General features: G+C 73.1%; 22 protein-coding genes and 1 tRNA gene. 7 read left to right on the top strand and 16 right to left on the bottom strand.

Annotated elements, in window-relative coordinates; translation table 11 throughout:
* The first annotated feature begins 92 nt into the window (after window positions 1–92).
* Window positions 93–1,439: a VWA domain-containing protein gene (locus tag ACFZA0_RS01605; protein WP_391009504.1), complete on the top strand. Its 1,347-nt coding sequence runs from the start codon at window positions 93–95 to the stop codon at window positions 1,437–1,439.
* Between the two features lie 123 nt (window positions 1,440–1,562).
* On the top strand, window positions 1,563–2,855 hold the full coding sequence (locus tag ACFZA0_RS01600; protein WP_391009502.1) for an FHA domain-containing protein: 1,293 nt from the start codon (window positions 1,563–1,565) through the stop codon (window positions 2,853–2,855).
* A 137-nt stretch (window positions 2,856–2,992) separates the two neighbouring features.
* On the opposite strand, the gene ACFZA0_RS01595 is transcribed toward ACFZA0_RS01600, so the two are convergent.
* Window positions 2,993–4,024, bottom strand: coding sequence for a methyltransferase domain-containing protein (locus ACFZA0_RS01595; RefSeq protein ID WP_391009500.1), 1,032 nt, complete (start codon window positions 4,022–4,024; stop codon window positions 2,993–2,995).
* 107 nt (window positions 4,025–4,131) lie between these two features.
* On the opposite strand from ACFZA0_RS01595, the gene ACFZA0_RS01590 reads away from it, so the two are divergent.
* Entirely contained in the window at window positions 4,132–4,536 is a 405-nt protein-coding gene (locus tag ACFZA0_RS01590; RefSeq protein ID WP_391009497.1) for a globin, read from the top strand.
* 48 nt (window positions 4,537–4,584) lie between these two features.
* On the opposite strand, the gene ACFZA0_RS01585 is transcribed toward ACFZA0_RS01590, so the two are convergent.
* From ACFZA0_RS01585 to ACFZA0_RS01555, 7 genes are all read right to left on the bottom strand, one after another.
* Window positions 4,585–5,259, bottom strand: coding sequence for a hypothetical protein (locus ACFZA0_RS01585; protein ID WP_391009494.1), 675 nt, complete (start codon window positions 5,257–5,259; stop codon window positions 4,585–4,587).
* Window positions 5,256–5,687 carry a thioesterase family protein gene (locus ACFZA0_RS01580; RefSeq protein ID WP_391009491.1) on the bottom strand — a complete coding sequence of 144 codons (432 nt, stop codon included), beginning with the start codon at window positions 5,685–5,687 and terminating at the stop codon, window positions 5,256–5,258. The genes ACFZA0_RS01585 and ACFZA0_RS01580 overlap by 4 nt, the downstream gene beginning before the upstream one ends.
* A 2-nt stretch (window positions 5,688–5,689) precedes the next feature.
* Entirely contained in the window at window positions 5,690–7,354 is a 1,665-nt protein-coding gene (gene ettA / locus ACFZA0_RS01575; protein WP_391009488.1) for an energy-dependent translational throttle protein EttA, read from the bottom strand.
* A 248-nt stretch (window positions 7,355–7,602) separates the two neighbouring features.
* On the bottom strand, window positions 7,603–8,952 hold the full coding sequence (locus tag ACFZA0_RS01570) for a Cys-Gln thioester bond-forming surface protein (protein ID WP_391009485.1): 1,350 nt from the start codon (window positions 8,950–8,952) through the stop codon (window positions 7,603–7,605).
* A gap of 315 nt (window positions 8,953–9,267) precedes the next feature.
* Complete coding sequence (locus ACFZA0_RS01565) at window positions 9,268–9,837, bottom strand: single-stranded DNA-binding protein (RefSeq protein WP_391009482.1); 570 nt, start codon at window positions 9,835–9,837, stop codon at window positions 9,268–9,270.
* A 348-nt stretch (window positions 9,838–10,185) separates the two neighbouring features.
* Window positions 10,186–12,408, bottom strand: coding sequence for a GTPase (locus ACFZA0_RS01560; protein ID WP_391009479.1), 2,223 nt, complete (start codon window positions 12,406–12,408; stop codon window positions 10,186–10,188).
* A gap of 3 nt (window positions 12,409–12,411) precedes the next feature.
* Window positions 12,412–14,022 carry a dynamin family protein gene (locus tag ACFZA0_RS01555; protein ID WP_391009475.1) on the bottom strand — a complete coding sequence of 537 codons (1,611 nt, stop codon included), beginning with the start codon at window positions 14,020–14,022 and terminating at the stop codon, window positions 12,412–12,414.
* 334 nt (window positions 14,023–14,356) lie between these two features.
* Between ACFZA0_RS01555 and ACFZA0_RS01550 the strand changes: the two genes are divergently transcribed.
* From ACFZA0_RS01550 to ACFZA0_RS01540, 3 genes are all read left to right on the top strand, one after another.
* Window positions 14,357–14,429, top strand: a tRNA-Arg gene (locus ACFZA0_RS01550).
* Window positions 14,430–14,869: 440 nt separating this feature from the next.
* On the top strand, window positions 14,870–15,118 hold the full coding sequence (locus ACFZA0_RS01545; RefSeq protein ID WP_391009472.1) for a hypothetical protein: 249 nt from the start codon (window positions 14,870–14,872) through the stop codon (window positions 15,116–15,118).
* 67 nt (window positions 15,119–15,185) lie between these two features.
* Window positions 15,186–16,145, top strand: coding sequence for an NAD(P)-dependent oxidoreductase (locus tag ACFZA0_RS01540; RefSeq protein ID WP_391009469.1), 960 nt, complete (start codon window positions 15,186–15,188; stop codon window positions 16,143–16,145).
* A gap of 19 nt (window positions 16,146–16,164) precedes the next feature.
* On the opposite strand, the gene ACFZA0_RS01535 is transcribed toward ACFZA0_RS01540, so the two are convergent.
* Window positions 16,165–16,845, bottom strand: coding sequence for a DUF2087 domain-containing protein (locus tag ACFZA0_RS01535; protein WP_391009466.1), 681 nt, complete (start codon window positions 16,843–16,845; stop codon window positions 16,165–16,167).
* 209 nt (window positions 16,846–17,054) lie between these two features.
* On the opposite strand from ACFZA0_RS01535, the gene ACFZA0_RS01530 reads away from it, so the two are divergent.
* Window positions 17,055–17,378 (top strand): chaplin family protein, encoded by a 324-nt coding sequence (locus ACFZA0_RS01530; RefSeq protein WP_391009463.1) that lies wholly within the window; start codon window positions 17,055–17,057, stop codon window positions 17,376–17,378.
* Between the two features lie 132 nt (window positions 17,379–17,510).
* On the opposite strand, the gene ACFZA0_RS01525 is transcribed toward ACFZA0_RS01530, so the two are convergent.
* The 7 genes from ACFZA0_RS01525 to chpG form a co-directional block, all read right to left on the bottom strand.
* Window positions 17,511–18,377 (bottom strand): tyrosinase family protein, encoded by an 867-nt coding sequence (locus ACFZA0_RS01525; protein WP_391009459.1) that lies wholly within the window; start codon window positions 18,375–18,377, stop codon window positions 17,511–17,513.
* Entirely contained in the window at window positions 18,361–18,936 is a 576-nt protein-coding gene (locus tag ACFZA0_RS01520) for a tyrosinase family oxidase copper chaperone (protein ID WP_391009456.1), read from the bottom strand. The genes ACFZA0_RS01525 and ACFZA0_RS01520 overlap by 17 nt, the downstream gene beginning before the upstream one ends.
* 133 nt (window positions 18,937–19,069) lie before the next feature.
* On the bottom strand, window positions 19,070–19,591 hold the full coding sequence (locus tag ACFZA0_RS01515; RefSeq protein ID WP_391009453.1) for a hypothetical protein: 522 nt from the start codon (window positions 19,589–19,591) through the stop codon (window positions 19,070–19,072).
* Between the two features lie 158 nt (window positions 19,592–19,749).
* The gene (locus ACFZA0_RS01510; protein WP_391009450.1) at window positions 19,750–20,247 is read right to left on the bottom strand and encodes a DUF5949 family protein; all 498 of its coding nucleotides are present in this window, start codon (window positions 20,245–20,247) and stop codon (window positions 19,750–19,752) included.
* A 353-nt stretch (window positions 20,248–20,600) separates the two neighbouring features.
* Window positions 20,601–20,891, bottom strand: a complete 291-nt coding sequence (locus ACFZA0_RS01505; protein ID WP_391009447.1) for a hypothetical protein — start codon at window positions 20,889–20,891, stop codon at window positions 20,601–20,603.
* A gap of 270 nt (window positions 20,892–21,161) precedes the next feature.
* Complete coding sequence (locus tag ACFZA0_RS01500; RefSeq protein ID WP_391009444.1) at window positions 21,162–21,752, bottom strand: hypothetical protein; 591 nt, start codon at window positions 21,750–21,752, stop codon at window positions 21,162–21,164.
* Between the two features lie 244 nt (window positions 21,753–21,996).
* The gene (gene chpG / locus ACFZA0_RS01495; protein ID WP_391009442.1) at window positions 21,997–22,236 is read right to left on the bottom strand and encodes a chaplin ChpG; all 240 of its coding nucleotides are present in this window, start codon (window positions 22,234–22,236) and stop codon (window positions 21,997–21,999) included.
* Window positions 22,237–22,318 lie beyond the last annotated feature (82 nt).

Raw genomic sequence — 22,318 nt, 5'->3', positions numbered from 1 at the left:
CACGCAGGCCCCGGCGGGCCGGCCGGGGAACCGGTCCGCCGCGGAAGACCGTCTCCACCTCGGGTGGAGGCACGAGGGGGAGCCGGACAACCATGGCCAATTTCTCGAAGCCGAACGTTCCGCAGTTCTCGGTGGACGTGTACCAGAACGAGTTCCTGCCGGACGGCGGCCGCGAGGTCAACGCGATCGTCACCGTCACGTCGACGGGAGGCGGCACGGTCGGCACCGCGGCCGGTGCACCGCACCAGTACGCCGCGGCCCGGACACCGGACGCCGCCGTGGCGCTCATGGTCGACTGCTCGGGGTCGATGGACTACCCGCAGAGCAAGATGCGCAACGCCCGCAACGCCACGGCCGCCGCGATCGACACCCTGCGCGACGGCACGCACTTCGCGGTGATCGGCGGCACGCACGTCGCCCGGGAGGTCTACCCCGGCAACGGCCGCCTGGCGGTCGCCGACTCCGCCACCCGCGAGCAGGCCAAGCAGGCGCTGCGCAAACTGACCGCGGGCGGCGGCACCGCCATCGGCACCTGGCTGAGACTGGCGGACCGGCTGCTGTCGTCGGCCGGCGTCGCCATCCGGCACGGCATCCTGCTGACCGACGGCCGCAACGAGCACGAGTCGCCCGAGGACCTGAAGGCCGCGCTGGACGCGTGCGCGGGCCGTTTCACGTGCGACGCACGCGGTGTGGGCACCGACTGGGAAGTGAAAGAAGTCACAGGGATAGCCTCCGCGTTGCTCGGCAGCGCGGACATCGTCGCCGATCCGGAGGGCCTCGCCGAGGACTTCACGCGGATGATGGAGGCGGCGATGGGCAAGGAGGTCGCGGACGTCGCCCTGCGGCTGTGGACGCCGGTCGGCACGACGGTGAAGTTCGTGAAGCAAGTGGCGCCCAGCGTCGAGCAGTTGACCGACCGCCGCACCGAGGCCGGGCCGCGTGCCGGTGACTACCCCACCGGTTCCTGGGGCGACGAGTCCCGCGACTACCACGTCTGCGTGGAGGTCCCGGCGGCCAGTCTCGGCCAGGAGATGCTGGCCGCCCGCGTCTCCCTGGTGGTGCCGCAGCCCGACGGGTCCGCCCAGCCCCTCGGCGCCCAGGGCCTGGTGAAGGCCGTGTGGACCGACGACATGGTGGCGTCCACCTCCATCAACCCGCAGGTCGCGCACTACACGGGCCAGGCGGAACTGGCCCGTGCCATCCAGCAGGGCCTGGACCTCCGCAAGGCCGGCGACATGGACGGGGCAACGGCCAAACTGGGAAGGGCCGTTCAGCTGGCGAGCGCCTCCGGCAACGCCGATACTGCGAAACTGCTTGCGAAGGTGGTGGACGTCGTCGACGCCGCGGCGGGTACTGTGCGATTGAAGGCCCGGGTCGCGGAGGCCGACGAGATGACCCTGGAGACACGGTCCACAAAGACTGTTCGTGTAAAGAAGTGACCTGACGCAACGCCGTACCGCCGCATCGCGCCCGCCGCGTCGGCGTCCGCGAAGACCGACCTGCCCCCCGGGGCCGGAGCAAACCGGCCCGAGGGCCGGAAGAGGAGAGGGGGAAGCGCCGACATGCCGACCTGCCCGAACGGACACCAGTCGGGTTCCGACGACTGGTGCGAGGTCTGCGGTCACCGCATGGCCGGTGCCGTACCTCCGCCCCCGCCGCCGCCCCCGGCCGGCGGCTACGGCTTCCCGCCGCCGCCCGGCCCGTCCGGCGGCCGTCAGGGCGCCGAGCCCGAGCTGTGCCCGCAGTGCCGCACCCCGCGCGAGGGCGGGGCGCCCTTCTGCGAGGAGTGCCGGTGGAACTTCCTCACCAACACCGCCACCTCGTACACCCCGGCCGCGCCGCGCCCCGCGACGCCGAGCCCCACGTCGCAGGGTCCGGGCGCCCGCTTCCAGCCTCCCGGCCAGGGCTACGGCACCACCGACTCCTTCGACTACCAGGGCAGCCGGCCGTCCCAGATAAACCGGCCCGCGGAGCCGATCCCGGCGTTCGGCGACCCGGGCGGTCCGGGCGGCCAGGGCGGTCCCGGCGGTCAGGGCGGCGCGGGCTACGGCAACCCCGGACAGGGCCCCGGCGGCCCCGGATACGGGGGCCCCTCGCGTCCCGGGCCCCAGCAGCCCGGCCCCGCGCAGACGGCGGGCGCCCCGCAGGCGTTCCAGCAGCCCGGCACGCAGGCTCCGCGGGGCTTCCCGCAGACGGGCACCCAGGCTCCGTCCGGTTTCCCGCAGGAGACCCGCAGGCCCCCGCAGCAGGGCGGTCCGGGTCAGGGCGGTCCCGGGCAGCAGGGCGGACAGCCCTTCGGCGGCGGCAACGACGACTGGGTGATCTCCCCGCCGTCGTCCCAGGGCCAGGGCGGCCCCGGCGGTCCCGGCGGTCCCGGCGCGGGACAGGGCGGCGGCACGTACGGGTACCCGCAGGCGGGCCCGCAGCAGCAGCAACAGCAGGCGGGGCCGGCGACCTGGCTGGCGACGATCGGCCCGGACCGCGACTACTTCATGGCGATGATGCAGCGCTCCGGCCCCGAGGCGGCGGGCCTCAACCTGCCCGCGTACTCGCCGGAGCAGCAGCGCACCCTCACCGGCAACCAGATCACCATCGGCCGGCGCCGCCACTCCACCGGTGACACCCCCGACATCGACCTGTCGGTGCCGCCGGAGGACCCGGGCGTCTCGCACCAGCACGCGGTGCTGGTGCAGCAGCCGGACGGAAGCTGGGCGGTCGTCGACCAGAACTCGACGAACGGTACGACGGTCAACGGCGGCGAGGAGCCGATCCAGCCCTTCGTCCCGGTGCCGCTCCAGGACGGCGACCGCGTGCACGTGGGCGCCTGGACGACGATCACCGTCCGCCGGGGCTGACGGCCCCCTCCGACGACACACGGCCCGGCACCCCCGGCAGGGGTGCCGGGCCGTCGCACGCGCCCGGCCCACCCGGGCGCCCGCCTCACAGTCGGCTCGCGGCACCCGACGCGCGGCTCGCGGTCGGCTCGCGGCTCTCAGCCGAGCGGCCACACGTCCGGGCCCGCCGGATCGTCCAGCCAGGCCCGTGCACCGTCCGGCCCCGCCGTGACCCCGAACCGCTCACGGCCCGGCCGCTCCGCGCGCTCCCACAACCGGTACGCCTCCCGGGGGCCGAGCAGCCCCCGGGTGAGCCCCGCCAGGAACCGGAACCGTTCGTTCTCCCGCACCCGGCGCGGCAGCCCGCCCCACTCCCCCTCGTCGTCCCGCCCGTCCGCGCCGGGCTGCCCTCCGGCGGGCGGTCCGGCGCCGCGCAGGGGCACGAAGTAGGCGGGCGTGTGCAGGAACCGCCCCGCTGCCCGCCCGTCGTCCCCCACCCGCAGGAGCAGCAGCCCCGTGGCCAGCGGCGTGAGCACGAGCGCCCCGGGCCTGCACTGGGCGAGCCAGGCACCGGGCACCGTCGACAGCTCGCAGGTGGCGACGATCCGGTCGTACGGCGCCCGCTCCGGCACCCCGCGCATGCCGTCCCCGGTGACGACCGCCGGGCGGTGTCCGGCGGCGGCCAGGTGTGCGCGGGCCGACTCGGTGATCTCGGGGTCGAGGTCGACGCTGGTCACCAGGCCGTCGCCGAGCCGGTGCGCGAGCAGCGCCGCGTTGTAGCCGGTCCCCGCGCCCACTTCGAGGACCCGGTCACCGGCGCGGACCCGCAGCGCGACGAGCATCGTGGCCATCAGCGACGGCTGGCTGCTGGACGACAGCAGTTCCCCGTCCCGCATCCGCGTGGCCAGCGGGGTGTCGGCGTACGCACCGCGCACCCAGCGCTCCCGCACCGCCGGGTCGTGGCTCTCGCCCCACAGCCGCTCGTACCCGCCGGGTCCGGCCACGTAGTAGTACGGCACGAACAGATGGCGCGGCACCGCCAGGAACGCCTCCCGCCACACGGGGTCGGCCGCCCAGGCCCCCTGCGCGTCGATCTCCCGCACGAGCGCCTGCCGCGCGGAGCGGGCGAGTTCGCCGAGGGTGCCCGGTTCGTCCGGGCCACCGGGGCGGTCGGAGCGTGCTGCGGCCATACGTCCACTGTGGGGCCCCGGCGCGACGGGGGCGAGCGGCGGGCCCCGCCCCGGGCGGGTGGTCCGCAGCCCCGGGGCCCGGTCGCCGCGTCTGAGACCATGGAGGGGTGAGTGAGATTCGGCGCGGCACGCTTCAGGAGCAGACCTTCTACGAGCAGGTCGGCGGGGAGAAGACCTTCCGCCGGCTCGTTCACCGTTTCTACGAGGGGGTCGCGGAGGATCCGGTCCTGCGGCCCATGTACCCCGAGGAGGACCTCGGCCCCGCCGAGGAACGCCTCGTGCTGTTCCTGATCCAGTACTGGGGCGGCCCCACGACCTACAGCGACCAACGCGGACACCCGCGGCTGCGCATGCGGCACGCGCCCTTCACCGTGGACCGGGCCGCGCACGACGCCTGGCTGAAGCACATGCGGGATGCTGTGGACGACCTGGGCCTGTCCGAGGAGCACGAGCAGACGCTGTGGAAGTACCTGACGTACGCGGCGGCGTCGATGGTCAACACCCCCGGCTGACGGCGCGGTCGGGCTCCCCGCCGGGGCAGGGCGCCGCGCGCGCCCGCCTCAGCGGACGCTGAGCCCCAGCGTCCCGGCGCCCGCCCGGCGGACGGCGACCGAGCCGTACGGCGTGCGCAGCCGCAGCCAGCTCCCCGACGAGAAGAGCCCCAAGTGCCCCTCGCCCGCGGGGCGCAGGAAACCGAGGGACTGGGCCGCGTGCACGGCGCGCACCGGGAGCGGGGTGCCGCCCACCGTCCGGGACCAGATGTCCCGCCCGATCCGGTCGAGTTCACCGCGCGTGCGCAGCTCCGGCGCCAACTCCCCCGTACGGGACTTGAATTCACCGACCGCAGCGGCGACCAGCGCCCGCAGCGCCTCCGGCGCGGGGAGCCCCGGCTCGGCCTTCCAGCCGCCGCGCGGGGGCAGCACACCGGCCCACGGCGGCCCGGTCACCGCCGCCGGCACGGTCAGCGTCGCGGCCGACTCGTCGACGGACTCCAGGAGTTCACCGGCGGAGACGGTCACGTCCAGCGTGGATTCGAGACCCTTCTCGTACGGCTTCGCGAGCCGCGCCGCGCGGACCACGAGAACCTCGAAGGACGGGGGCCTGCCGAACACCGCGAGGGCCGTCCCGGCCGCCTGGAGGCGCACCGCGGCCGCCCGGTCGTAGTGGACGAGACGGGACAGGAACGCGGCGAGGTCCGCCGCCTCCCCGTCCTCGGCGAGCTGGAGCGCCGTCATACGACGACGGCCTTCCTCGCGCCGTCCTTGTCCTCGCCGGCCTCGTCCATGTACCCGCGCAGGAACGCCCGTTCCTCCGCGGTGATGCGGCGGGGCCGCTGCGCCTCGAAGTCGAACGGCACTATCACCGTGGAGGCCCGGACGTACAGCACGCCCGGGTCCTTGACCTCGTAGGCGAGCGTGAACGACGCCGCCTTCGTCTCGGTGACCCACAGCTCCACGTCCACCGGCTCGTGCCGGTGGACGAGTTGCCGCTTGTAGTCGATCTCGTGCCGCGCCACCACGGACCCCTGCCGGAACTCGATGTCCGGGCGGAACAGGAAGTCGATACGGGCTTCCTCCAGGTAGCGGAGGAAGACCACGTTGTTGACGTGGCCGTACGCGTCCATGTCCGCCCAGCGCAACGGGCAGCGGTAGATGTGGCGCAAGATCAGCCCCGGGTCAGCTTCTTGTGGGTGGCCCGGTGCGGACGAGCCGCGTCGGCGCCGAGACGGTCGATCTTGTTCTTCTCGTACGACTCGAAGTTGCCCTCGAACCAGTACCACCGCGACTCACCCTCGTACGCGAGGATGTGCGTCGCGACCCGGTCCAGGAACCAGCGGTCGTGGGAGATGACCACCGCCGCACCCGGGAACTCCAGCAGCGCGTTCTCGAGCGAGGACAGGGTCTCCACGTCGAGGTCGTTGGTGGGCTCGTCGAGGAGCAGCAGGTTGCCGCCCTCCTTGAGGGTCAGCGCCAGGTTCAGCCGGTTGCGCTCACCGCCGGAGAGGACACCCGCGGGCTTCTGCTGGTCCGGGCCCTTGAAACCGAAGGCGGACACGTAGGCCCGCGACGGCATCTCGACCTGGCCGACGTTGATGTAGTCGAGCTCGTCGGAGACGACGGCCCACAGCGTCTTCTTGGGGTCGATGTTGGCGCGGCTCTGGTCGACGTAGCTGATCTTGACCGTTTCGCCGACCTTGATCGTGCCGGAGTCCGGCGTCTCCAGGCCCTGGATCATCTTGAACAGCGTGGTCTTGCCGGCGCCGTTCGGGCCGATGACGCCGACGATGCCGTTGCGCGGCAGGGTGAAGCTGAGGTCGTCGATGAGGACCTTGTCGCCGAACGCCTTGGAGAGGTTCTGGACCTCGACGACGATCGAGCCCAGTCGCGGGCCCGGCGGGATCTGGATCTCCTCGAAGTCCAGCTTCCGCATCTTGTCGGCCTCGGCCGCCATCTCCTCGTAACGGGCGAGGCGGGCCTTGGACTTGGTCTGGCGGCCCTTGGCGTTGGACCGGACCCACTCCAGCTCTTCCTTGAGCCGCTTGGCGCGCTTCTCGTCCTTGCGGCCCTCGACCTTGAGGCGGCTGGCCTTCTTGTCCAGGTAGGTGGAGTAGTTGCCCTCGTAGGGGATGGCGCGGCCGCGGTCCAGTTCGAGGATCCACTCGGCGACGTTGTTCAGGAAGTACCGGTCGTGCGTGACGGCGACGACGGCGCCCGCGTACTTCTGGAGGTGCTGCTCCAGCCAGTTCACCGACTCGGCGTCGAGGTGGTTGGTGGGCTCGTCGAGGAGGAGCAGGTCCGGAGCCTCGATCAGCAGCTTGCAGAGCGCCACGCGGCGCTTCTCGCCACCGGACAGGTTGGTGACCGGCCAGTCGCCGGGCGGGCAGCCCAGGGCGTCCATGGCCTGTTCGAGCTGCGCGTCGAGGTCCCAGGCGTTGGCGTGGTCCAGGTCGTCCTGGAGCTTGCCCATCTCTTCCATGAGCGCGTCCGAGTAGTCGGTCGCCATCAGCTCGGCGACCTCGTTGAAACGGCTCAGCTTGCCCATCAGCTCGGCGGCGCCGTCCTGGACGTTCTCCAGCACCGTCTTGGACTCGTCCAGCTCCGGCTCCTGCATGAGGATGCCGACGCTGAAGCCGGGCGACAGGAACGCATCTCCGTTGGAGGGCTGCTCGAGGCCCGCCATGATCTTGAGAACGGTGGACTTACCCGCACCGTTCGGCCCGACCACGCCGATCTTCGCACCCGGGAGGAAGCTCAGGGTGACGTCGTCGAGAATCACCTTGTCGCCGTGCGCCTTGCGCGTCTTGCGCATGGTGTAAATGAACTCAGCCAAGAGAAACCGTCCGGACGCTTGAAATCGGCAGTGGGCAGATACACCCCATCTTGCCGCATGGCCCGCTACCGGCGAAAACCGCCTGGTGACCGTGGTCCGGGAGACCGCCGCAGGGCCGATGCGGGGGCGCACCCGCTGTTCCGCGCCCATGACTCACTGTTGATTTGCCAAGGTTCGGGGTCGAGGTCGGTATCGGGGTTCGGTCTTCGATGTCGGGGTTCGGGGTCGGAGCCCGGGGTCCCGCGGGTTCAGTTGCCGGCGGGCCTGCGCTTGCGGATCACCGCGAGCGTCAGGGCGCCGATCGCGACGAACGCGAGGCCGGCGGCCGTCAGCTCCGACGTAGCGCCCGAGCTGCCCGTGTCGGCGAGGTCGACCCCGCCCGTGGTGGTGTCGCCCACCGCGACCGGGCTGGGTTCGTCGAGCGTCTGCGTGGAGTCGCCGCTCGCCGCCACCGCCTGCGTACGGCAGTCGAGGACGCCGGTGAACCGCTTCTCGAAATTGTTGGGTCCGGTGATGGTGAAGTCGTAGGCCTGGTCCTCCTCCAGCGGGACCGTCACCGTCTGCCTGGTCCCGGCCGCGATGGTGTGCTCGGTGCCGAGCAGCTCGTACGTGAACGGCTGGTCGCCCTGGTTGTCCGTGCTGATGTCCACCCCGCCCGCGGCGCAGTTCTTCGCCGCGGACAGCGCCGGTATCGCGCCCTTCACGGCCCAGGCCGCGCTCGCGGTGGCGGAGACAGTGGACTCGCTGGAACCGGCGAGTATCTGCGTCTGACTGTGGCTCTCCGAGGTGAACGCGCGGCCGACCGGGACGGTGGCCGACGCCTGCACGGTCAGGTCGGCCGACCCGTCGGCGGCGTCCGCGGGGACGTCGAAGTAGAGCTGCCCGCCGTCGGCGACCGACGTGACCTCCTTGCCCTTCTTGTCCACGATCCGCACGCCGCTCGTGACGGCGTCCGCCGGCGGAGCCACCGTCGCGGTGCCGGCGTTGGTGTGCACGGTCACCGGCCCGACGAGTTCACCGGGGTGCCCGGACACGGCGGCCGGAGCGAGGGACAGCGACGCCTTCGGCTCCGCCGCCCCGCGGGCGTTCTTCTCCAGGTAGTCGGCGAGCTTCTCCGCCTGCGGATCGACGGCGTCGACGTCCGCCCCGTCCGAGTAGCGCCAGATGGCGACCTGGGTGCCCGCCGCGGCGTCCTGCTCGGTCAGCCCGCTCCTGACCCCGGCCCTGGCCGCGAGCGCGGCGAGGTCGTTGACCTGCGGGTAGGAGTTGCGCAGGATCCAACGGATCCTGCCCGCGTCCTTGTTGGTGCCCAACGACGTGCCGCTCCAGTCGGTCTCCTGGTACTTCGCGTCCTTCTGCGTGGGGTTGTGGAGGTCGACGCAGTAGGTCTGGAGGGTGCCGCCGTCGTCCACCGACATCTCGAACAGCCCTGCGGAGACGGTCTGTTCGTCGCCGTTCTCCTCGTGGATCACCGCGTCGCCGTAGGTCTTGAGGCCGCCGATGGTCGCGGTGGCGCCCGCCGGAACCTGCGGCGCCACGTCGTCGGCGGCGGCCGGCTGGGCGACGACCGCGAGGCCGGTGACAACTACGCCCGACATCAGCGCCGTTGCCGCGGCACGCGCCGCGCCCCGTCCGTGGCGGGACCACACAGCGAACACAGAATGCACAGAATTCCCTTTCAGGCAGGGCGTGTTGAGGTGAGCAAACCCGCCCCGCCGACAGAATCAGGAGCCACCAGGACTCCGTTCGGCATCCTAAGTACCTCCCGCACCGGACTCTCGGAGTCCGAACCTCACGGGCTCGATCCGACTCGGAATCGTTATCGCCCGGCCTGTATCCAGCCGCGTCCGGCCGTGCCGGGCGACTCAGGGCGTCCTCAGGGTGACTCCGGGCGGTTCCGCGGTGCTCCCCACTCAGGCGAGCACGGCGGGCTCCCACTCCGGTCGGCGGTCGCCGTCCGGCACGGGCGTCTCCCACACCGGCTCCGCGTCCGGCACCTGCCCGGCCCCCGTCCGCGACTCCGGTCCGGCCCCGCCGCCACCGCCGCCACCGCCCCCTCCGGCGCCGACGCCGGTTCCCGGCCCGCCACCCTCCGGCGGCCCCACGGCCGCACCCCCCGCTTCCGGCCGGTTCACCCGCCGGAAGGCCGACGTGCCCCGCGCCAGGTCGTGCCCCACGGCCACCGCCTCGACGTCCGCCGACGTCCGTGACTGCCTGTCACGGTTCTCCACCCGCACCTTCAACCGCCCCTGCACCACCACCGGATCCCCCACGGCGAGGGACGCCGCCGCGTTCGTCGCCAGTTGCCGGCGGGCCCACACCGTGAAGAAGTTGGTGTGCCCGTCCGTCCACGCGCTCCGCTCGCGGTCCCAGTACCGCGAGGTGACGGCCAGTCGGAACCTCGCCGAGGCACCGGCCGCCGTGTCCCGGTACACCGGCTGGGTCGCCACGTTCCCCACCACGCACACCATCGTCTCGTTCATCGCACACCCCTCCCAGCCCGGACACTCACGCCGGGCGGACACCCGAACGGGCCCGTCCCGTACGGCTGCGTCTGCCGCGGCGACCGCTTCCGTCGCGATCCCCGCACTGACAGACTGCCTCCGTCCGGGCGAGCCCGCTGGAGCCTGTGGACCACCGCCCACCTGTGGAAAACCTCGTCGCCCTCCCGGGGGACGGAACGGCCGAGGGCGACCGCGGCACCGCGCCGCGGCAGGGCCTTCACGCCGGTGCGGGGCCGCTCCCCGCGGGGACCGGCCCCGCACCTGGACCGGGACCGGGACTGGGACTGAGATCGGGACTGGGACCGGGACCTCCCGCCCGGCCCGCGCTCAGTGCGCGGCCACCTGCGCCCCCGTGACCCGTACGTACTGCTCCCTGACCTCCCGGTACCGCAGCAGTTCCGCCGCCACCGGATCGAGCACCCGGGCCCGGCCGCAGCCCGCCGAGGCCTCCCGCAGCCGCCGTTCCGCGTCGAGCCCGTAGCGCCGGGCGGGACCGCGCGCGGCCATCCGGGAGCCCCACTCCACGAGCGGACCGCCCACGATGCCGATCACCATCAGCAGGACGGGCACTCCGAGGTTGGGCGACATGAACCCGATGATCTGGCCCGTCAGCCACAGGCCGCCCACGACCTGGAGGATCGTCATGGCCGCCTGGGTCAGCACGGCCACCGGCCACCAGCCCGGCCGCGGCGGCCTGCCCGTCGGCAGTCCGGCCCGTACGGCCAGTTCGTCGAGCGCCTCCGGCAGCCCGTGCGAGCCCCGCACGGCGGCCTCCCGCACGGCCTGGGCCCACGGCGTCGGCAGCCCGGCGGACGCCCGCTCGGACACCGTGCGCACCGCCTGCTCCACCCGCTGGCGTGCCGTGACCTCCTCGTCCTCCTGCGTCCGCAGCACGAGCCGCCCCGTGACGGGCTCGCGGCGCTCCTGGTGCCAGCGCCACAGCCGCAGCCAGGGCGTGCCGCAGGCGCGGTTCGCGTTGCGCAGCCAGGCGCGTTCGGCCGCCTCACCGGCGGCGGTGGCCCCCACGGCGTCCGCGAGCCGGGCGGCGAACTCGTCGCGCGCCTCCTCGCTCAGTCCGGCGCGGCGCCCCGTGGCGTAGACCGGCCGGAGCCCCGCGGCCGCGGCGTCCACGTCGGCGGCGATGCGCCGGGCGGCGGCACCCCGCTCGGACACGAACTGGCCGAGCGCCTCGCGCAGTTCGTCGACGCCGTCACCGGTGCACGCGGAGAGGGCGAGGACGTTCGCGCCCGGGTCGCCGTACTCGCCGAGGGCGATGCCGTCGTCGTCGAGCAGCCGCCGCAGGTCGTCGAGGACCTGTTCGGCGGCCTCCCCGGGCAGCCGGTCGACCTGGTTGAGCACGACGAACATCACCTCGGCGTGCCCGGCCATGGGCCGCAGGTAGCGCTCGTGGAGGATCGCGTCGGCGTACTTCTCGGGGTCCACGACCCAGATGACCGCGTCGACCAGCCGCAGGATGCGGTCCACCTGCTCACGGTGCTGCACGGCCGCCGAGTCGTGGTCGGGCAGGTCGACAAGGACCAGCCCGCGCAACTGGCCGTCCGGGTCGGAGCTGTGCGTGGGGCGGCGCCGCAGCCGGCCGGGGATGCCGAGCCGGTCGATGAGGGTCGCGGCGCCGTCGCTCCAGCTGCACGCGATCGGCGCGGAGGTGGTCGGCCGCCGTACGCCCGTCTCGGAGATCGCCACCCCGGCAAGGGTGTTGAAGAGCTGCGACTTGCCGCTGCCGGTCGCCCCCGCGATGGCGACGACCGTGTGCTCGCCGGAGAGCCTGCGCCGCGCGGCGGCCTCGTCGAGGACCCGGCCCGCCTCGGCGAGCGTGCGGCTGTCCAGCCGCGTGCGGGACAGGCCCACCAGCTCGCGCAGCGCGTCGAGCCGGGAACGCAGCGGCCCGTCGTACGCGAGCGGCTCGACGGTCTGCGGGGTCGAGGCGCGCGCCTCGACCGCGAGGGCGGCGGGGGCCGACGGGGCGAACACGGCCTCGTCGGGCGCGAGATGCGCGGAGTAGGCGGAGAGGCGCGGGGAGGTGTGCGGGCCGGCGGCTCCCGCCGCTCCGCTCACCCGGCGGGCGATCAGCCCGTCGTCCCAGACACCCGTGCCGCCGGGCTCCTCGCCGTCCTCGCCGTCATCGTCGATGCCGGAGTCGCGGTCGGGACCGGAGTCGTGCTCGGGGTCGAGGTCGAGATCGGCCTCGGTGTCGGGGCCGACCTCGAAGGCGTCGTCGTCGTGACCGTGTTCGTGGTCGTGCCCGAGGTCGTCGCCCCGGAGGACGCCCGGTCCGGCGGCGACCACGCGCGCGGAGTCCTCCCCGTCCGGTACGTGCGCGTGGTCGACGCCCGCGCCGGGCTCGGCGGGGGAGGCGGCGTGCTCTCCCGCGTCCTCCGTTCCGCCCTCGGGCGCCGGGGCCGGGGACGCCGCCGGGACGGTCTCCCCCGCCCCTCGGCCGGCGCGATCGGCGTCCCTGTCCGCGTCCGCGTGCCCGGGGCGGGTGTGATCCGTGTGATCCGTGTGGTCGTGGTCCGTGACGGCGGTCATCGGTCACCTCTCCTTCTGCAGAACGGACAGCGCGGCGATGAGTTCGGCCTGGGGTTCCGGGTGCACTTCGAGGGCGTCGAGGGGGGCGAGGCGGCGCTCGCGCTCGTTGCCGACGACGCGGTCGAGCTGCTCGTTGAGCAGGCGTCCGCCGCGGTCGCGCAGCCGCAGCGCGCCCTGGGCGCCGACACGCTCGGCGAGGCTCTCGCCGGCCGAGCGGACGCGGTGTCCGCCCAGCAGCACGATCGCGACGAGCGCGGCGACGGCCTCGGGGTCCGGCGCGACACTGCGGTCCAGGTCGCGCACCTCCTCCTCGGCGTACTCCTCGATCTCCCGGCGCCAGCGGCGCACGGCCATGCCGATCCGGTGCTCCGCGCTCTCCAGCACCGGGTCGCGGCCCGCGAGGAGGCCCGGGGCACCGGCCCCGGGCTCGCGCCGCCAGGCCTCGTCGACGCGCTCGTCGGCCGCGGTGACCGCGCACAGCAGGAGCGCGCTGAGGCTCTCCACGAGCGCGTCGAGCAGCTCCCCGGCCGAGCAGTCGAGGGGGAAGGCACGCCACCGCTTGAGCGCGTCCCCCGCGAGCACGGCCCCGGCCTGGAGCCGCCCCCGCAACCGCCCGTACTCGGAGTCGTACGCGGTGTCCACGGCGCCGGTGAGCCGGAGCGCCGCGGCGTACTGGGCGGCGGCGGCACCCGCCAGCTCGGGCATCCGCGACTTGAGGGAGTCGAGGACGCCGTACGCGGTGCGGGCCATGGAGTGCTGGCGGGCGGCGGGGTCCTGGGACTGGTGCACGAGCCAGGTACGCAGTGACGCCACCGCGGTGGACGGCAGGAGCCCGCCGCCCCAGGCGGACTCGGGCAGCTCGGGGACGGTGAAGCGCGGCACCTCTCCGAGGCCCGCCTTGGTGAGCAGCGCCCCGTACTGCCGGGAGACCTCGGAGACGACCTGGTGCGGCACCCGGTCGAGCACCGTGACGAGGGTGACGTCGTACTCCTTGGCGGTGCGCAGCAGGTGCCACGGCACGGCGTCGGCGTAACGGGCGGCGGTGGTGACCATCACCCAGACGTCGGCGGCGCAGATGAGCTCCGCGGCGAGCGCGCGGTTGTCGGCGAGCAGGGAGTCGACGTCCGGTGCGTCGAGCAGGGCGAGGCCGGCGGGGAGGGTGTCGGCGGTTTCGATGCGCAGTACGCGCGTGGAGTCGCCGTCGGGAAGCAGCAGTTCGTCCCCCGGCTCCTGGTGGGGGACCCAGGCGCGGGTGAGGTCGGGCAGGATGCGCATGCTGCTGAACCAGTGGTGGTCCTCGGGGTTGCACACGAGCACGGGCGTACGGGTCGTCGGCCGCAGCACCCCCGCCTCGCTGATGCGGCGCCCGACGAGGGAGTTGACGAGGGTCGACTTGCCGGCGCCGGTCGATCCGCCCACCACGGCCAGCAGCGGTGCGTCCGGATCTCTGAGCCGGGGCACCAGGTAGTCGTCCAGTTGGGCGAGCAGTTCGTCGCGGTTGGCACGCGCGCGTGGAGCCCCCAGCAAGGGCAACGGGAAGCGTGCGGAGGCGACACGGTCGCGCAGGGCTGACAGTGCGTCGAGCAGTTGAGGCCGTACGTCCAAGGTCACCACATGCGAAGAATGCCCAATTTCGGGGCATTTATGAAGCACATAGACATACCTGCGCGCCGACCGGACACCGAGGAGACACGGGGGACGGAAGGGACGACCGGGACGTGCGCCCGGCAGAGGCATAACGAGTGCACAACACCCGTGGCGCGAGACGCCAAAAGCGATGCACGATTCGTACCTGCCTGCGATTATCAGGAGCGCTTCACCGAACCTCCACATCGAGCCACGGAGGCGAAGCTGCCGGGACAAGGATCCGGGAGCCCTATCCTTGACCCCGGCAACGTCGAGGATCAGCCCACCCCAGGGCACCACGACAGAGGCCAGCACACACCCGGCCCCCGTAGCTCAGTGGATAGAGCAGGCGCCTTCTAAGCGCTTGGCCGCAGGTTCGAGTCCTGCCGGGGGCGCCCACTCCGACCCTCCCTCCGGGGAGGGTTCTCTGCTGCCACCCGCGGTTTCCTCCGGGTGCGCGAAGCCGTCGGCCCACCCGCTCCCCAGCCGCGCGACCGCCATCCCGGCGCCGAAGAGACGCCGTCAAGCCGAGGCCGCCCGGAACGAGTGACCTGGAAACGAAGAAGGCGAGCAAGCGACGCCGGCGTCGACTGCGGATTCGTCGGGCGCTCAACAGCGGGTTCTGCAATTGGCGCATCGACTTCACCTACGCCGACACCGGTAACCGGACATACCGGGTCGCCCGGGGAACAACGCACCGGGAGTGCAGGATCGACCCGATGCGCAACAACTCGCCCAGCCGCCTTCGGCATTTCGGCAAGGCGTGCGCCCGGCTCTACGTCACCGGCAAGCGCCTTGCCGGCCAATGCCACGACATCACGAAGTGAGCGCGCGCGTGACTGATCAACGGCACAGCACCAATGGCGCCGGTACGGCGGAGAAGCAGGACGAGGTCCGGATTCGCCGGGCGTGCGTCGCCGCGTTCGTCGTCGGCTTCGGGACGTCCCTCGCGTTCTTCGTCCTCTTTCCCGGGATGCCGCACGTCGTCGACCTGGGCGCCCTCCTGGCGTCCTTCCTCGTCGGAGGTCTCGCGCAGTGGGGGTGCCGGGTCCTGATGGTGCGGCGGGTGGGTGGCCGGGGCTGACCGGGGCTGCGGGGGCTCCCGGCCGCCCCTCCGATAGGGTCGCCGAGGGAAACGAGGAGGGTGTGACGTGCGGTTTCGGTGTGCTGTGCTGGACGACTTCCAGGGTGTCGCTCTCGACTGTGCCGACTGGGGCGCGATCGCCGGAGACGTCGAAGTCGTCGCGTTCCGGGAGCACTTCGAGGGCGAGGACGCTCTCGCCGGCGCCCTCGCCGACTTCGACTTCGTCGTCACACTGCGCGAACGCGTGCCGTTTCCCGCCTCGTTGATCGCCCGGCTGCCGCGGCTGAGGCTGCTCGTGGCCACCGGGATGCGCAACAGCGTCATCGACTACGAGGCCGCCGCCGCGCACGGCGTCACCGTGTGCGGGACCCAGAGTTCCTCCGCGCCCGCCGTCGAGCTGACCTGGGCGCTCCTGCTCGGTCTCGCCCGAGGGGTGGTGACCGAGAACAACTCCCTGCGCGGGAACGGGCCTTGGCAGAGCACAGTGGGGGCCGACCTGGAGGGGAGGCGGCTCGGGCTGCTGGGACTCGGGAAGATCGGCGGGCGGGTCGCCCGGATCGGGAACGCCTTCGGGATGAAGGTCGGCGCCTGGAGTCAGAACCTGACCGCCGAACGCGCCGCCGAGCACGGCGTCGAGCTCGCTCCCGACAAGGAGACCCTGCTCGCCGGGAGCGACTTCGTCTCCGTGCACCTCGCGCTCGGTGACCGCACCCGCGGCCTGCTCGGTGCCGCCGAACTCGCCCTGCTGAAGCCCTCCGCGTACCTGATCAACACCTCGCGCGCGGCCATCGTCGACCAGGACGCCCTGCTCGCCGCCCTCCACGAGGGCCGTCTCGCCGGCGCCGGGCTCGACGTCTTCGACATCGAGCCACTGCCCGCCGGCCACCCCGTGCGCACCGCTCCCCGGCTGCTGGCCACGCCCCACATCGGTTACGTGTCGCGCGCCAACTACGAGACGTTCTACGGCCAGGCGGTCGAGGACGTCGCCGCGTTCCTCGCCGGGGCGCCGGTGCGGCTGCTCCCCTGAACCGTCGGCCGGGGGTTTTTCAGTCCGTCCCGGCCGGATCCGCCGTCCGGACGTAGACGCCGTCGCTCCGGCGCAGGTGGGCCAGGTCCACCAGGTAGCGCCGGAGCGTCACATGGTCGACCTCGCCGTCCTCGCACCAGGCGCGCAGTTTGTCGTTGACCATCCGCTCCGGGTACTCGACGTCCGGCTCGAAGGTGCGCTCCGCGATGTGCCGCAGCACGATCTTCTTGCGGGTCCAGCGGGCCGGGAGCCGGACCAGGCGGCCGTCGCGCACGAACGTCCGCAGGATCATCTCCGTCGGCCCGTCGTCGCCCTCGCCGCCCTCGGCGGCACCCCCGTCACCGGCGTCCGCCCGCTCCGCCGCGGTCACCGCGGCACGTGCGGCGTCACGCAAGTGACCGTAGTCGACACCCAGTTGGCCGTACCTGCCGGCCACCACCGCGCCGCTGTCCGTCAGGCGCCGCAGCGCCGCCGCCGTCTCGCGCGCGGTCAGGCCGGCCGCGCTCGCCACCTCGCCGGGGCGCTGGGCGCCGAGCACGACGGCGGCGAAGGCCCGCACCCTGCTCTCCTCGGCGAAGAGGCGGACGAGGTGGGAACCGGCGCGGTCGGCGGCCGGAGCCGCGGGCCCGGTGGACCGCTCGGCGGTGGGTGCGATGGCGGGTTCGGCGGTGGCCGCTTTCTCCGGTTCGTCGGTTGGCATGCCGGGAGGGTAGCGGCGGGCGCGGGCCGGGACGAAGTGAGTTTTTCTGTCCACCTCCACGGCCGCGATGCTCCGGACGGGCCGATTCCGCAGGTGAAGAAACGGGAACCCGGCCGTTCGCCGTGACCAGCGGTCGGTGACCGCGTTGAAGGGGAAGTGCGGGTGGCGAGTCCTGCTTCCGCACTCACCGAGTCACTAAGGAGAACGTGATGTCTTCTCGCATCGCGAAGGCAGCAGCCGTCGCTCTCGGCACGGGTGCCGTGGTGGTCAGCGGAGCGGGTCTGGCCATGGCGGACGCGGGCGCCCAGGGTGCGGCCGTCGGCTCGCCCGGCGTCGTGTCGGGCAACGTCATCCAGGTTCCGGTCAACGTCCCGGTCAACCTCTGCGGCAACACCGTCGACGTCATCGGCCTGCTGAACCCGGCCTTCGGCAACACCTGCGTCAACGGCGGCGGCCACGACCGTCACCACGACGACGGCGGCTACGGCCACGACCGTCACCAGGGCGGCAACCACGGCGGCTACGGCAGCTGACGCCCCCTTCGCACCGCGTACGACCTCCCCGCCGGCCCACGGCGGGAACCGGACGCACGAAGAGCCCCGGCACCCTGAGCGCCGGGGCTCTTCCCCGCGGCGGGCACGGCCCCGCCGCATCCGCTCCGCCGGTCAGGCGTAGCGGTACAGCGCGCCGTGGTCCTCCAGCGACTGGGGGGTCACGTCCCACGGCGGCATCTTCTGGTTCCGCGCGACGATCCGGCCGTACTGGGCGTTCCCCCGCCCCGGCGGCTCGGCCGGCAGGTAGCGGGCGCCCTTGTGCCTGGTCTGCCAGCGCGACCACTGGAGGTCAAGGAACGCGTGGTGCAGCCAGAAGACCGGGTCGTTGACGGACGCCCCGCCGAGCATCGCGCCGCCGACCCACCGGTGGACGCGGTTGTGGTTGCGCCACGACACACTGCCCCGGCCGCTCCCCCACCCCTCCAGCTTGTTGCGGAAGCCCGAGCGCGCCGTCGAGTCCCACGGCGACACGTCGTAGACGGTGGCGGCGAGCGCGTCGTCCAGCTCGCTCCGCGTGGGCAGGTCGATCGGGTCGCGGGAGCGGCCCAGGTCCCGGGTCAGGTACTTCTCGTCGGTGACGTTCACGGTGATCCTCCAGTCGCCCGCCGCGTAGGCGAACGGCCCGTCCAGCACCTGCCCGTCGGAGCGGCGGCCGGTGCCGCCCAGCAGGTCGGCGGTCCACGGCGACGACGTCCTCGTGCGGTCCCGGGTCCAGTCCCAGTACGGCAGGGTGACCGACGCGTCGACCTCGCGCAGCGCCCGCTCCAGCTCCAGCAGGAAGCGGCGGTGCCAGGGCAGGAAGGACGGCGTCATGTGCGCGGCCCGCAGGCCCTTCTCGCCGTCCGGCACGTAGAACTGGACGTGCGTGCGCACCAGTTCGTCGTACTCGCCGCGCCGTTTGACCGCGAGCATCGCGTTGACGAACCGCCGCTTCTCGGCGCCGGTGAGCGTGCTGACGTCCTTACGCGTGTACACCACCGCGGTGGCCTCCCATCCGCATTCCGCCGGAGCCGGCGCCCGCACCGTCGCCGTGGGCTCCCTCGCCCTCGTAAGTGCCGTGTTCCGCAAGGAGGTTGCGGTGGGGGCCGAGAGCGTCGACCGCCGCTCGCGCCGCCGCGAGCGGGGTCGGGTACGAGCAGTAGTGGTCGACCATGCTGAGCCAGGTGCCGTCCGCGCGGCGCATCAGGTGCAGCGGACGGCCGTCGACGGTGACGTGCCACGCCTCGCCGTCCGACCCCGCCGGGGCGACCCGGACACGGCGCCCGAGGTAGGTCTCCTCGAAGTTCCCGGGGCCGAAGTCCTCGTCGCCGGAAGCCTGTTGCTGCTTTCGGTGGGCGGCGCGCACGGCTGCCGCGACCGGTGCGAGGACCGCGACCAGTCCGGCGGCGAGCAGCCCCCGGGCCACGCCCCGCCGGGCCGGGCGGGCGGGCGCCCCGCCCGTGCAGGCCGCCGTGTCCCACGCCGGGTGCGGGCCCGGGGGCGACTCCCGCGCTCCGGTGTCCGTTTCCGCCGGTGTTCCGCCGACGCTGAAGGCCATGACTCACTCTCCTCGTCCGGTTCGGTTGTCCACAGCCGTAACCGAGGAAAGGCCCGTGGAGTCACCGCCGGGCGGCGGAACACCGGCGGAGCGGCGCGGTCGTACCGCGTGGGTCGGGCGTCGTGCGGCGGTGCTACAGGCCGGGGCCCGTCGCCAGGTCCGCCGCCGGGACGGCGCTCAGCGCCGGTGCCAGGACGCCCGCCTGCGGCGGCTTCAGGCCGGGGACACCGAAGTTGCCGGCGTCCGGCGCGGTCAGCGGGGCGTCCAGGGAGGCGCCGGGGGCCAGGGCGTTCACGGCGCTCGCCGGGGCGCCGGCCGCCGCGTGGTCGAAGTCGTCGCCGAGGACGCGCGGCAGCGGGGCCCTGACGTCGGCGCCGGGAAGTCCGGCCTCCACGGGCAGTTGGGGCAGCGCGCGGTCGGGCAGCAGTCGCCCCTCGGTGTACCGGGGAGCCTCGGGCGAGCCCGGCGTCGGCAGCGGCAACTCGACTCCGGCGTGCGGCAGTTCCATGTTGAGGGAGTTCTCGACGCCTTCGAGCGGCACCGGGACGGGCACCGAGCCGGCCGCGGCGGCGGGCGACGCGGCCACGGCTCCGGCCGCCGCTGCCGCCACGCAGGTGATCACGGCGGCCAGGGTTCCTCGGACAGTGGGCTTCATCTCGGGTACGGTCCCTTTCACTTGCGGGAGGCGCCACGGGCCCGCGGACGGCGGGCGCGGCGTGCTTACCTCGTAACGAGCCCGGAAACCGCTTCAGTTCAAGAATCGCCCGTCTGCCGCAGTAGTACGACGGCAGACGGGCGGTGGCTCCGGTGCCGTCAGCCGCGCAGGGACTTGGCCGGCAGGACGACGTGCGCCGCGGCGTTCAGCGTCTCGTCGGCGCCCGCGAACTCGGCCAGCGCCTCCGGGGTGACCGGCTTGCCGGGCTCGGCCTCGGGCCAGGGCCGGGTGGTGAACACGAAGTAGGCGAAGCCCCGTTCGGCGATCGCGTCCAGCCACTCCGGGGGCGGCGTGCACTGGGCGTTGAGGGACGGCATCCGGACCACGGCCTGGCCGGCCTCGACGAGCAGACTGACGGGCAGGCTCGGCTTGTTGGCGCCGTCGACCAGTTCGCCGCCGACGGGCAGGCCGTTGCTGACGAGGAGGTTCTCCACGGCGGCGGACGTGACGTCCGGGCCGCCCGCGGCGTCACCGAGGGAGTAGGCGAGCAGGTAGGGCATGTCGCCGTCGGGAGCCTCGCCGCTCCAGGGCATCACGACGAGCGTGCCGAGGTCGGCGACGCTGAACGGGCGTGTTTCGCTTGGGGTTGAGGTCACCGCGCGACCATATCGACGGGCCGCCGGGCGCCCCGGGCCCACTCACCCGACCGGGCGACGCCCCGCACGGTGTCCACACGAACGAGGGACGCGCCTTCGAACAGGGCCTGCCCGCACCGACCGCGGGCCGCCCCGGACACCGGGAGCCGAAAGGCAGGACGGCGGGGGGCGAAAGGCAGGACGCCGGAGGCGGAAGGCAGGACATCGGAAAGGGAAAACGCCGAGGGCCGATTCCGCGCGATGCGAAATCGGCCCTCCGGGAAAACACTTCGGCCGCGCCGCCGACGACAACTCCCATAAAAAGCAACTTCGTTGAGAGCAACCGTTTCGGCGTGACCGGGTGTCCGGCTGCGTCAGCCCTGGAGCGGAAGGCCGCCGAGCAGCTTGCTGTGGCTGTTGAGGGCGCCGGTCGCACCCTTGACGGCGTTCAGCGCGGAGCCCTTGTTCTCGGTGTCGAGGGCGTCGGACTGGTTCTGCAGCGGCATCAGGTCGACGGGGCCCCTGAGGCCCTCCGCGATCGAGTTCACGCCGCCGTTGAGGCTGGTGGGCGTGAGGTTGGCGGTGTTCTGGGCGAACGCGGGAGTCGCGGCACCGGCGAGGGCCACGGTTCCGGCGACGACGGCTACGGCCTTGAGGGACTTCATCGGATTCGGGTTCCTTTCGTCGGCAACTCACGTCGCCGCGGGCGTTGGTGACGCCATGCCCAACGACGACCGGCCACGACGGAAACCCCGGTCACGGAATTTTTCCGGGTCCCACCCGAATACGGGGATCGGCTCGTCCGCGTTTCCCGACCTCGTACGGGAAGACGCCGTCGAACCGCCGCGCACGCGAAAGGCCGTTGGGTCGGACCGGTGCGAACGGCCGACCCAACGGCCTTTTCGGAGCGCCCTGTTGACCTCGCTCACATCACCTCAGGAGGCGGACGGCGCGGCCAGTCCCGTCAGACTCGGCGCGGGCAGGCCGCCGGTGGCGAGCGCGGCGGCGATGACGTCCACCAGGCCCTGCACCAGCTTCTTGACCGTGGCGTCCAGGGTCCCGTTCCCGCTTCCGGCGTCGCCGGAGGTGGATGCCGTGAGCAGCGCGTCGACGGCGCCCGCGAGGTCGGCGCGCGCGGTGCCCGCGGCGTCGGGGGCGGGGGCCGGGTCGCTCTTCGGGAGGGCCGGTGCCGCCGGGGCGGGCACGGCGGTCGTGGCGGGAAGCGCCGCGAGGGCTTCCTTCACCGCGTCGGTGAGCTTCTGCGCCTGGGCGGGCTGGAGTTGACCGTTGTCGGCCTTGAGCACGGCGTTCAGCAGGGCGGTGACCGGAGTGAGGATGCCGAGGACGTCCCCCAGATCCCTGGTCTGCGCGAGCAGTGCGTCGTTGTCGGAGGTGGGCGTCCGGGGGACGGCGAGCGGGCGCTGGTGGGCGGGCTCGGCGGCCGCGGCCAACGGACCGGTGATGCCGGTCAGGAGGCAGGAGCAGAGGACGGTGGACGCGATGCGCCGCGCGGGCAGACCACGCATGGGTGTTCCCTTCGATGTGCAACAAACCTGAGCCCACCGTGGAATCGCCGGGCACCCGGCGCAACCGCGCACGGACGGCCGACGGCCGCCGCGTCCCGGGGGTGACGGCATCGGCCCTGGTGGGACGGCGCGCGACGGCCGTCCGGCCGCGGGGCGGCGCAGGTCCGTACGGGGGAACGCACAACCGGCCGCCCCCACGGGAGAAGCACGTGGGGGCGGCCGGCCGAAGGGAAGCGCGTCGACGTCAGCCGTTGACGCAGGTGTTGCCGAACGCCGGGTTCAGGAGACCGATGACGTTCACGGTGTTGCCGCAGACGTTGACCGGGATGTGGACCGGAACCTGGATGACGTTGCCGGAGAGCACACCCGGGGAGTGGGCGGCAGCGCCCTGCGCGCCGCTGTCGGCGGCGGCGATGCCGGCGGTGCCCGCCACGGCGGCGGCGGCAACAGTGGTGAGGGCCAGGCCCTTCGCGATACGCGACATGGAGAAGTGCTCCTTGGATTGACGCAAACATCCGGGCGGTATGGCCCGGCGCTGTGTCAACGCGTCGAGCCGCCCGGGGTTG

The organism is Streptomyces sp. NPDC008150 (assembly GCF_042956945.1).
In the GTDB taxonomy this organism is placed as follows: Bacteria; Actinomycetota; Actinomycetes; order Streptomycetales; family Streptomycetaceae; genus Streptomyces.
The sequence above is the reverse complement of the archived record's forward strand: the minus strand, read 5'-3'. Positions and strand labels throughout refer to the sequence as shown.

What these genes read in the sequence shown, in the direction of transcription:
- ACFZA0_RS01520 (WP_391009456.1), bottom strand. Translation starts at nt 18,936, where the DNA reads ATGGCCTTCAGCGTCGGCGGAACACCGGCGGAAACGGACACCGGAGCG.
- ACFZA0_RS01585 (WP_391009494.1), bottom strand. Translation starts at nt 5,259, where the DNA reads ATGACGGCGCTCCAGCTCGCCGAGGACGGGGAGGCGGCGGACCTCGCC.
- ACFZA0_RS01560 (WP_391009479.1), bottom strand. Translation starts at nt 12,408, where the DNA reads ATGACCGCCGTCACGGACCACGACCACACGGATCACACGGATCACACC.
- ACFZA0_RS01530 (WP_391009463.1), top strand. Translation starts at nt 17,055, where the DNA reads ATGTCTTCTCGCATCGCGAAGGCAGCAGCCGTCGCTCTCGGCACGGGT.
- ACFZA0_RS01565 (WP_391009482.1), bottom strand. Translation starts at nt 9,837, where the DNA reads ATGAACGAGACGATGGTGTGCGTGGTGGGGAACGTGGCGACCCAGCCG.
- ACFZA0_RS01505 (WP_391009447.1), bottom strand. Translation starts at nt 20,891, where the DNA reads ATGAAGTCCCTCAAGGCCGTAGCCGTCGTCGCCGGAACCGTGGCCCTC.
- ACFZA0_RS01500 (WP_391009444.1), bottom strand. Translation starts at nt 21,752, where the DNA reads ATGCGTGGTCTGCCCGCGCGGCGCATCGCGTCCACCGTCCTCTGCTCC.
- ACFZA0_RS01595 (WP_391009500.1), bottom strand. Translation starts at nt 4,024, where the DNA reads ATGGCCGCAGCACGCTCCGACCGCCCCGGTGGCCCGGACGAACCGGGC.
- chpG (WP_391009442.1), bottom strand. Translation starts at nt 22,236, where the DNA reads ATGTCGCGTATCGCGAAGGGCCTGGCCCTCACCACTGTTGCCGCCGCC.
- ACFZA0_RS01515 (WP_391009453.1), bottom strand. Translation starts at nt 19,591, where the DNA reads ATGAAGCCCACTGTCCGAGGAACCCTGGCCGCCGTGATCACCTGCGTG.
- ACFZA0_RS01605 (WP_391009504.1), top strand. Translation starts at nt 93, where the DNA reads ATGGCCAATTTCTCGAAGCCGAACGTTCCGCAGTTCTCGGTGGACGTG.
- ACFZA0_RS01535 (WP_391009466.1), bottom strand. Translation starts at nt 16,845, where the DNA reads ATGCCAACCGACGAACCGGAGAAAGCGGCCACCGCCGAACCCGCCATC.
- ACFZA0_RS01570 (WP_391009485.1), bottom strand. Translation starts at nt 8,952, where the DNA reads ATGTCGGGCGTAGTTGTCACCGGCCTCGCGGTCGTCGCCCAGCCGGCC.
- ACFZA0_RS01600 (WP_391009502.1), top strand. Translation starts at nt 1,563, where the DNA reads ATGCCGACCTGCCCGAACGGACACCAGTCGGGTTCCGACGACTGGTGC.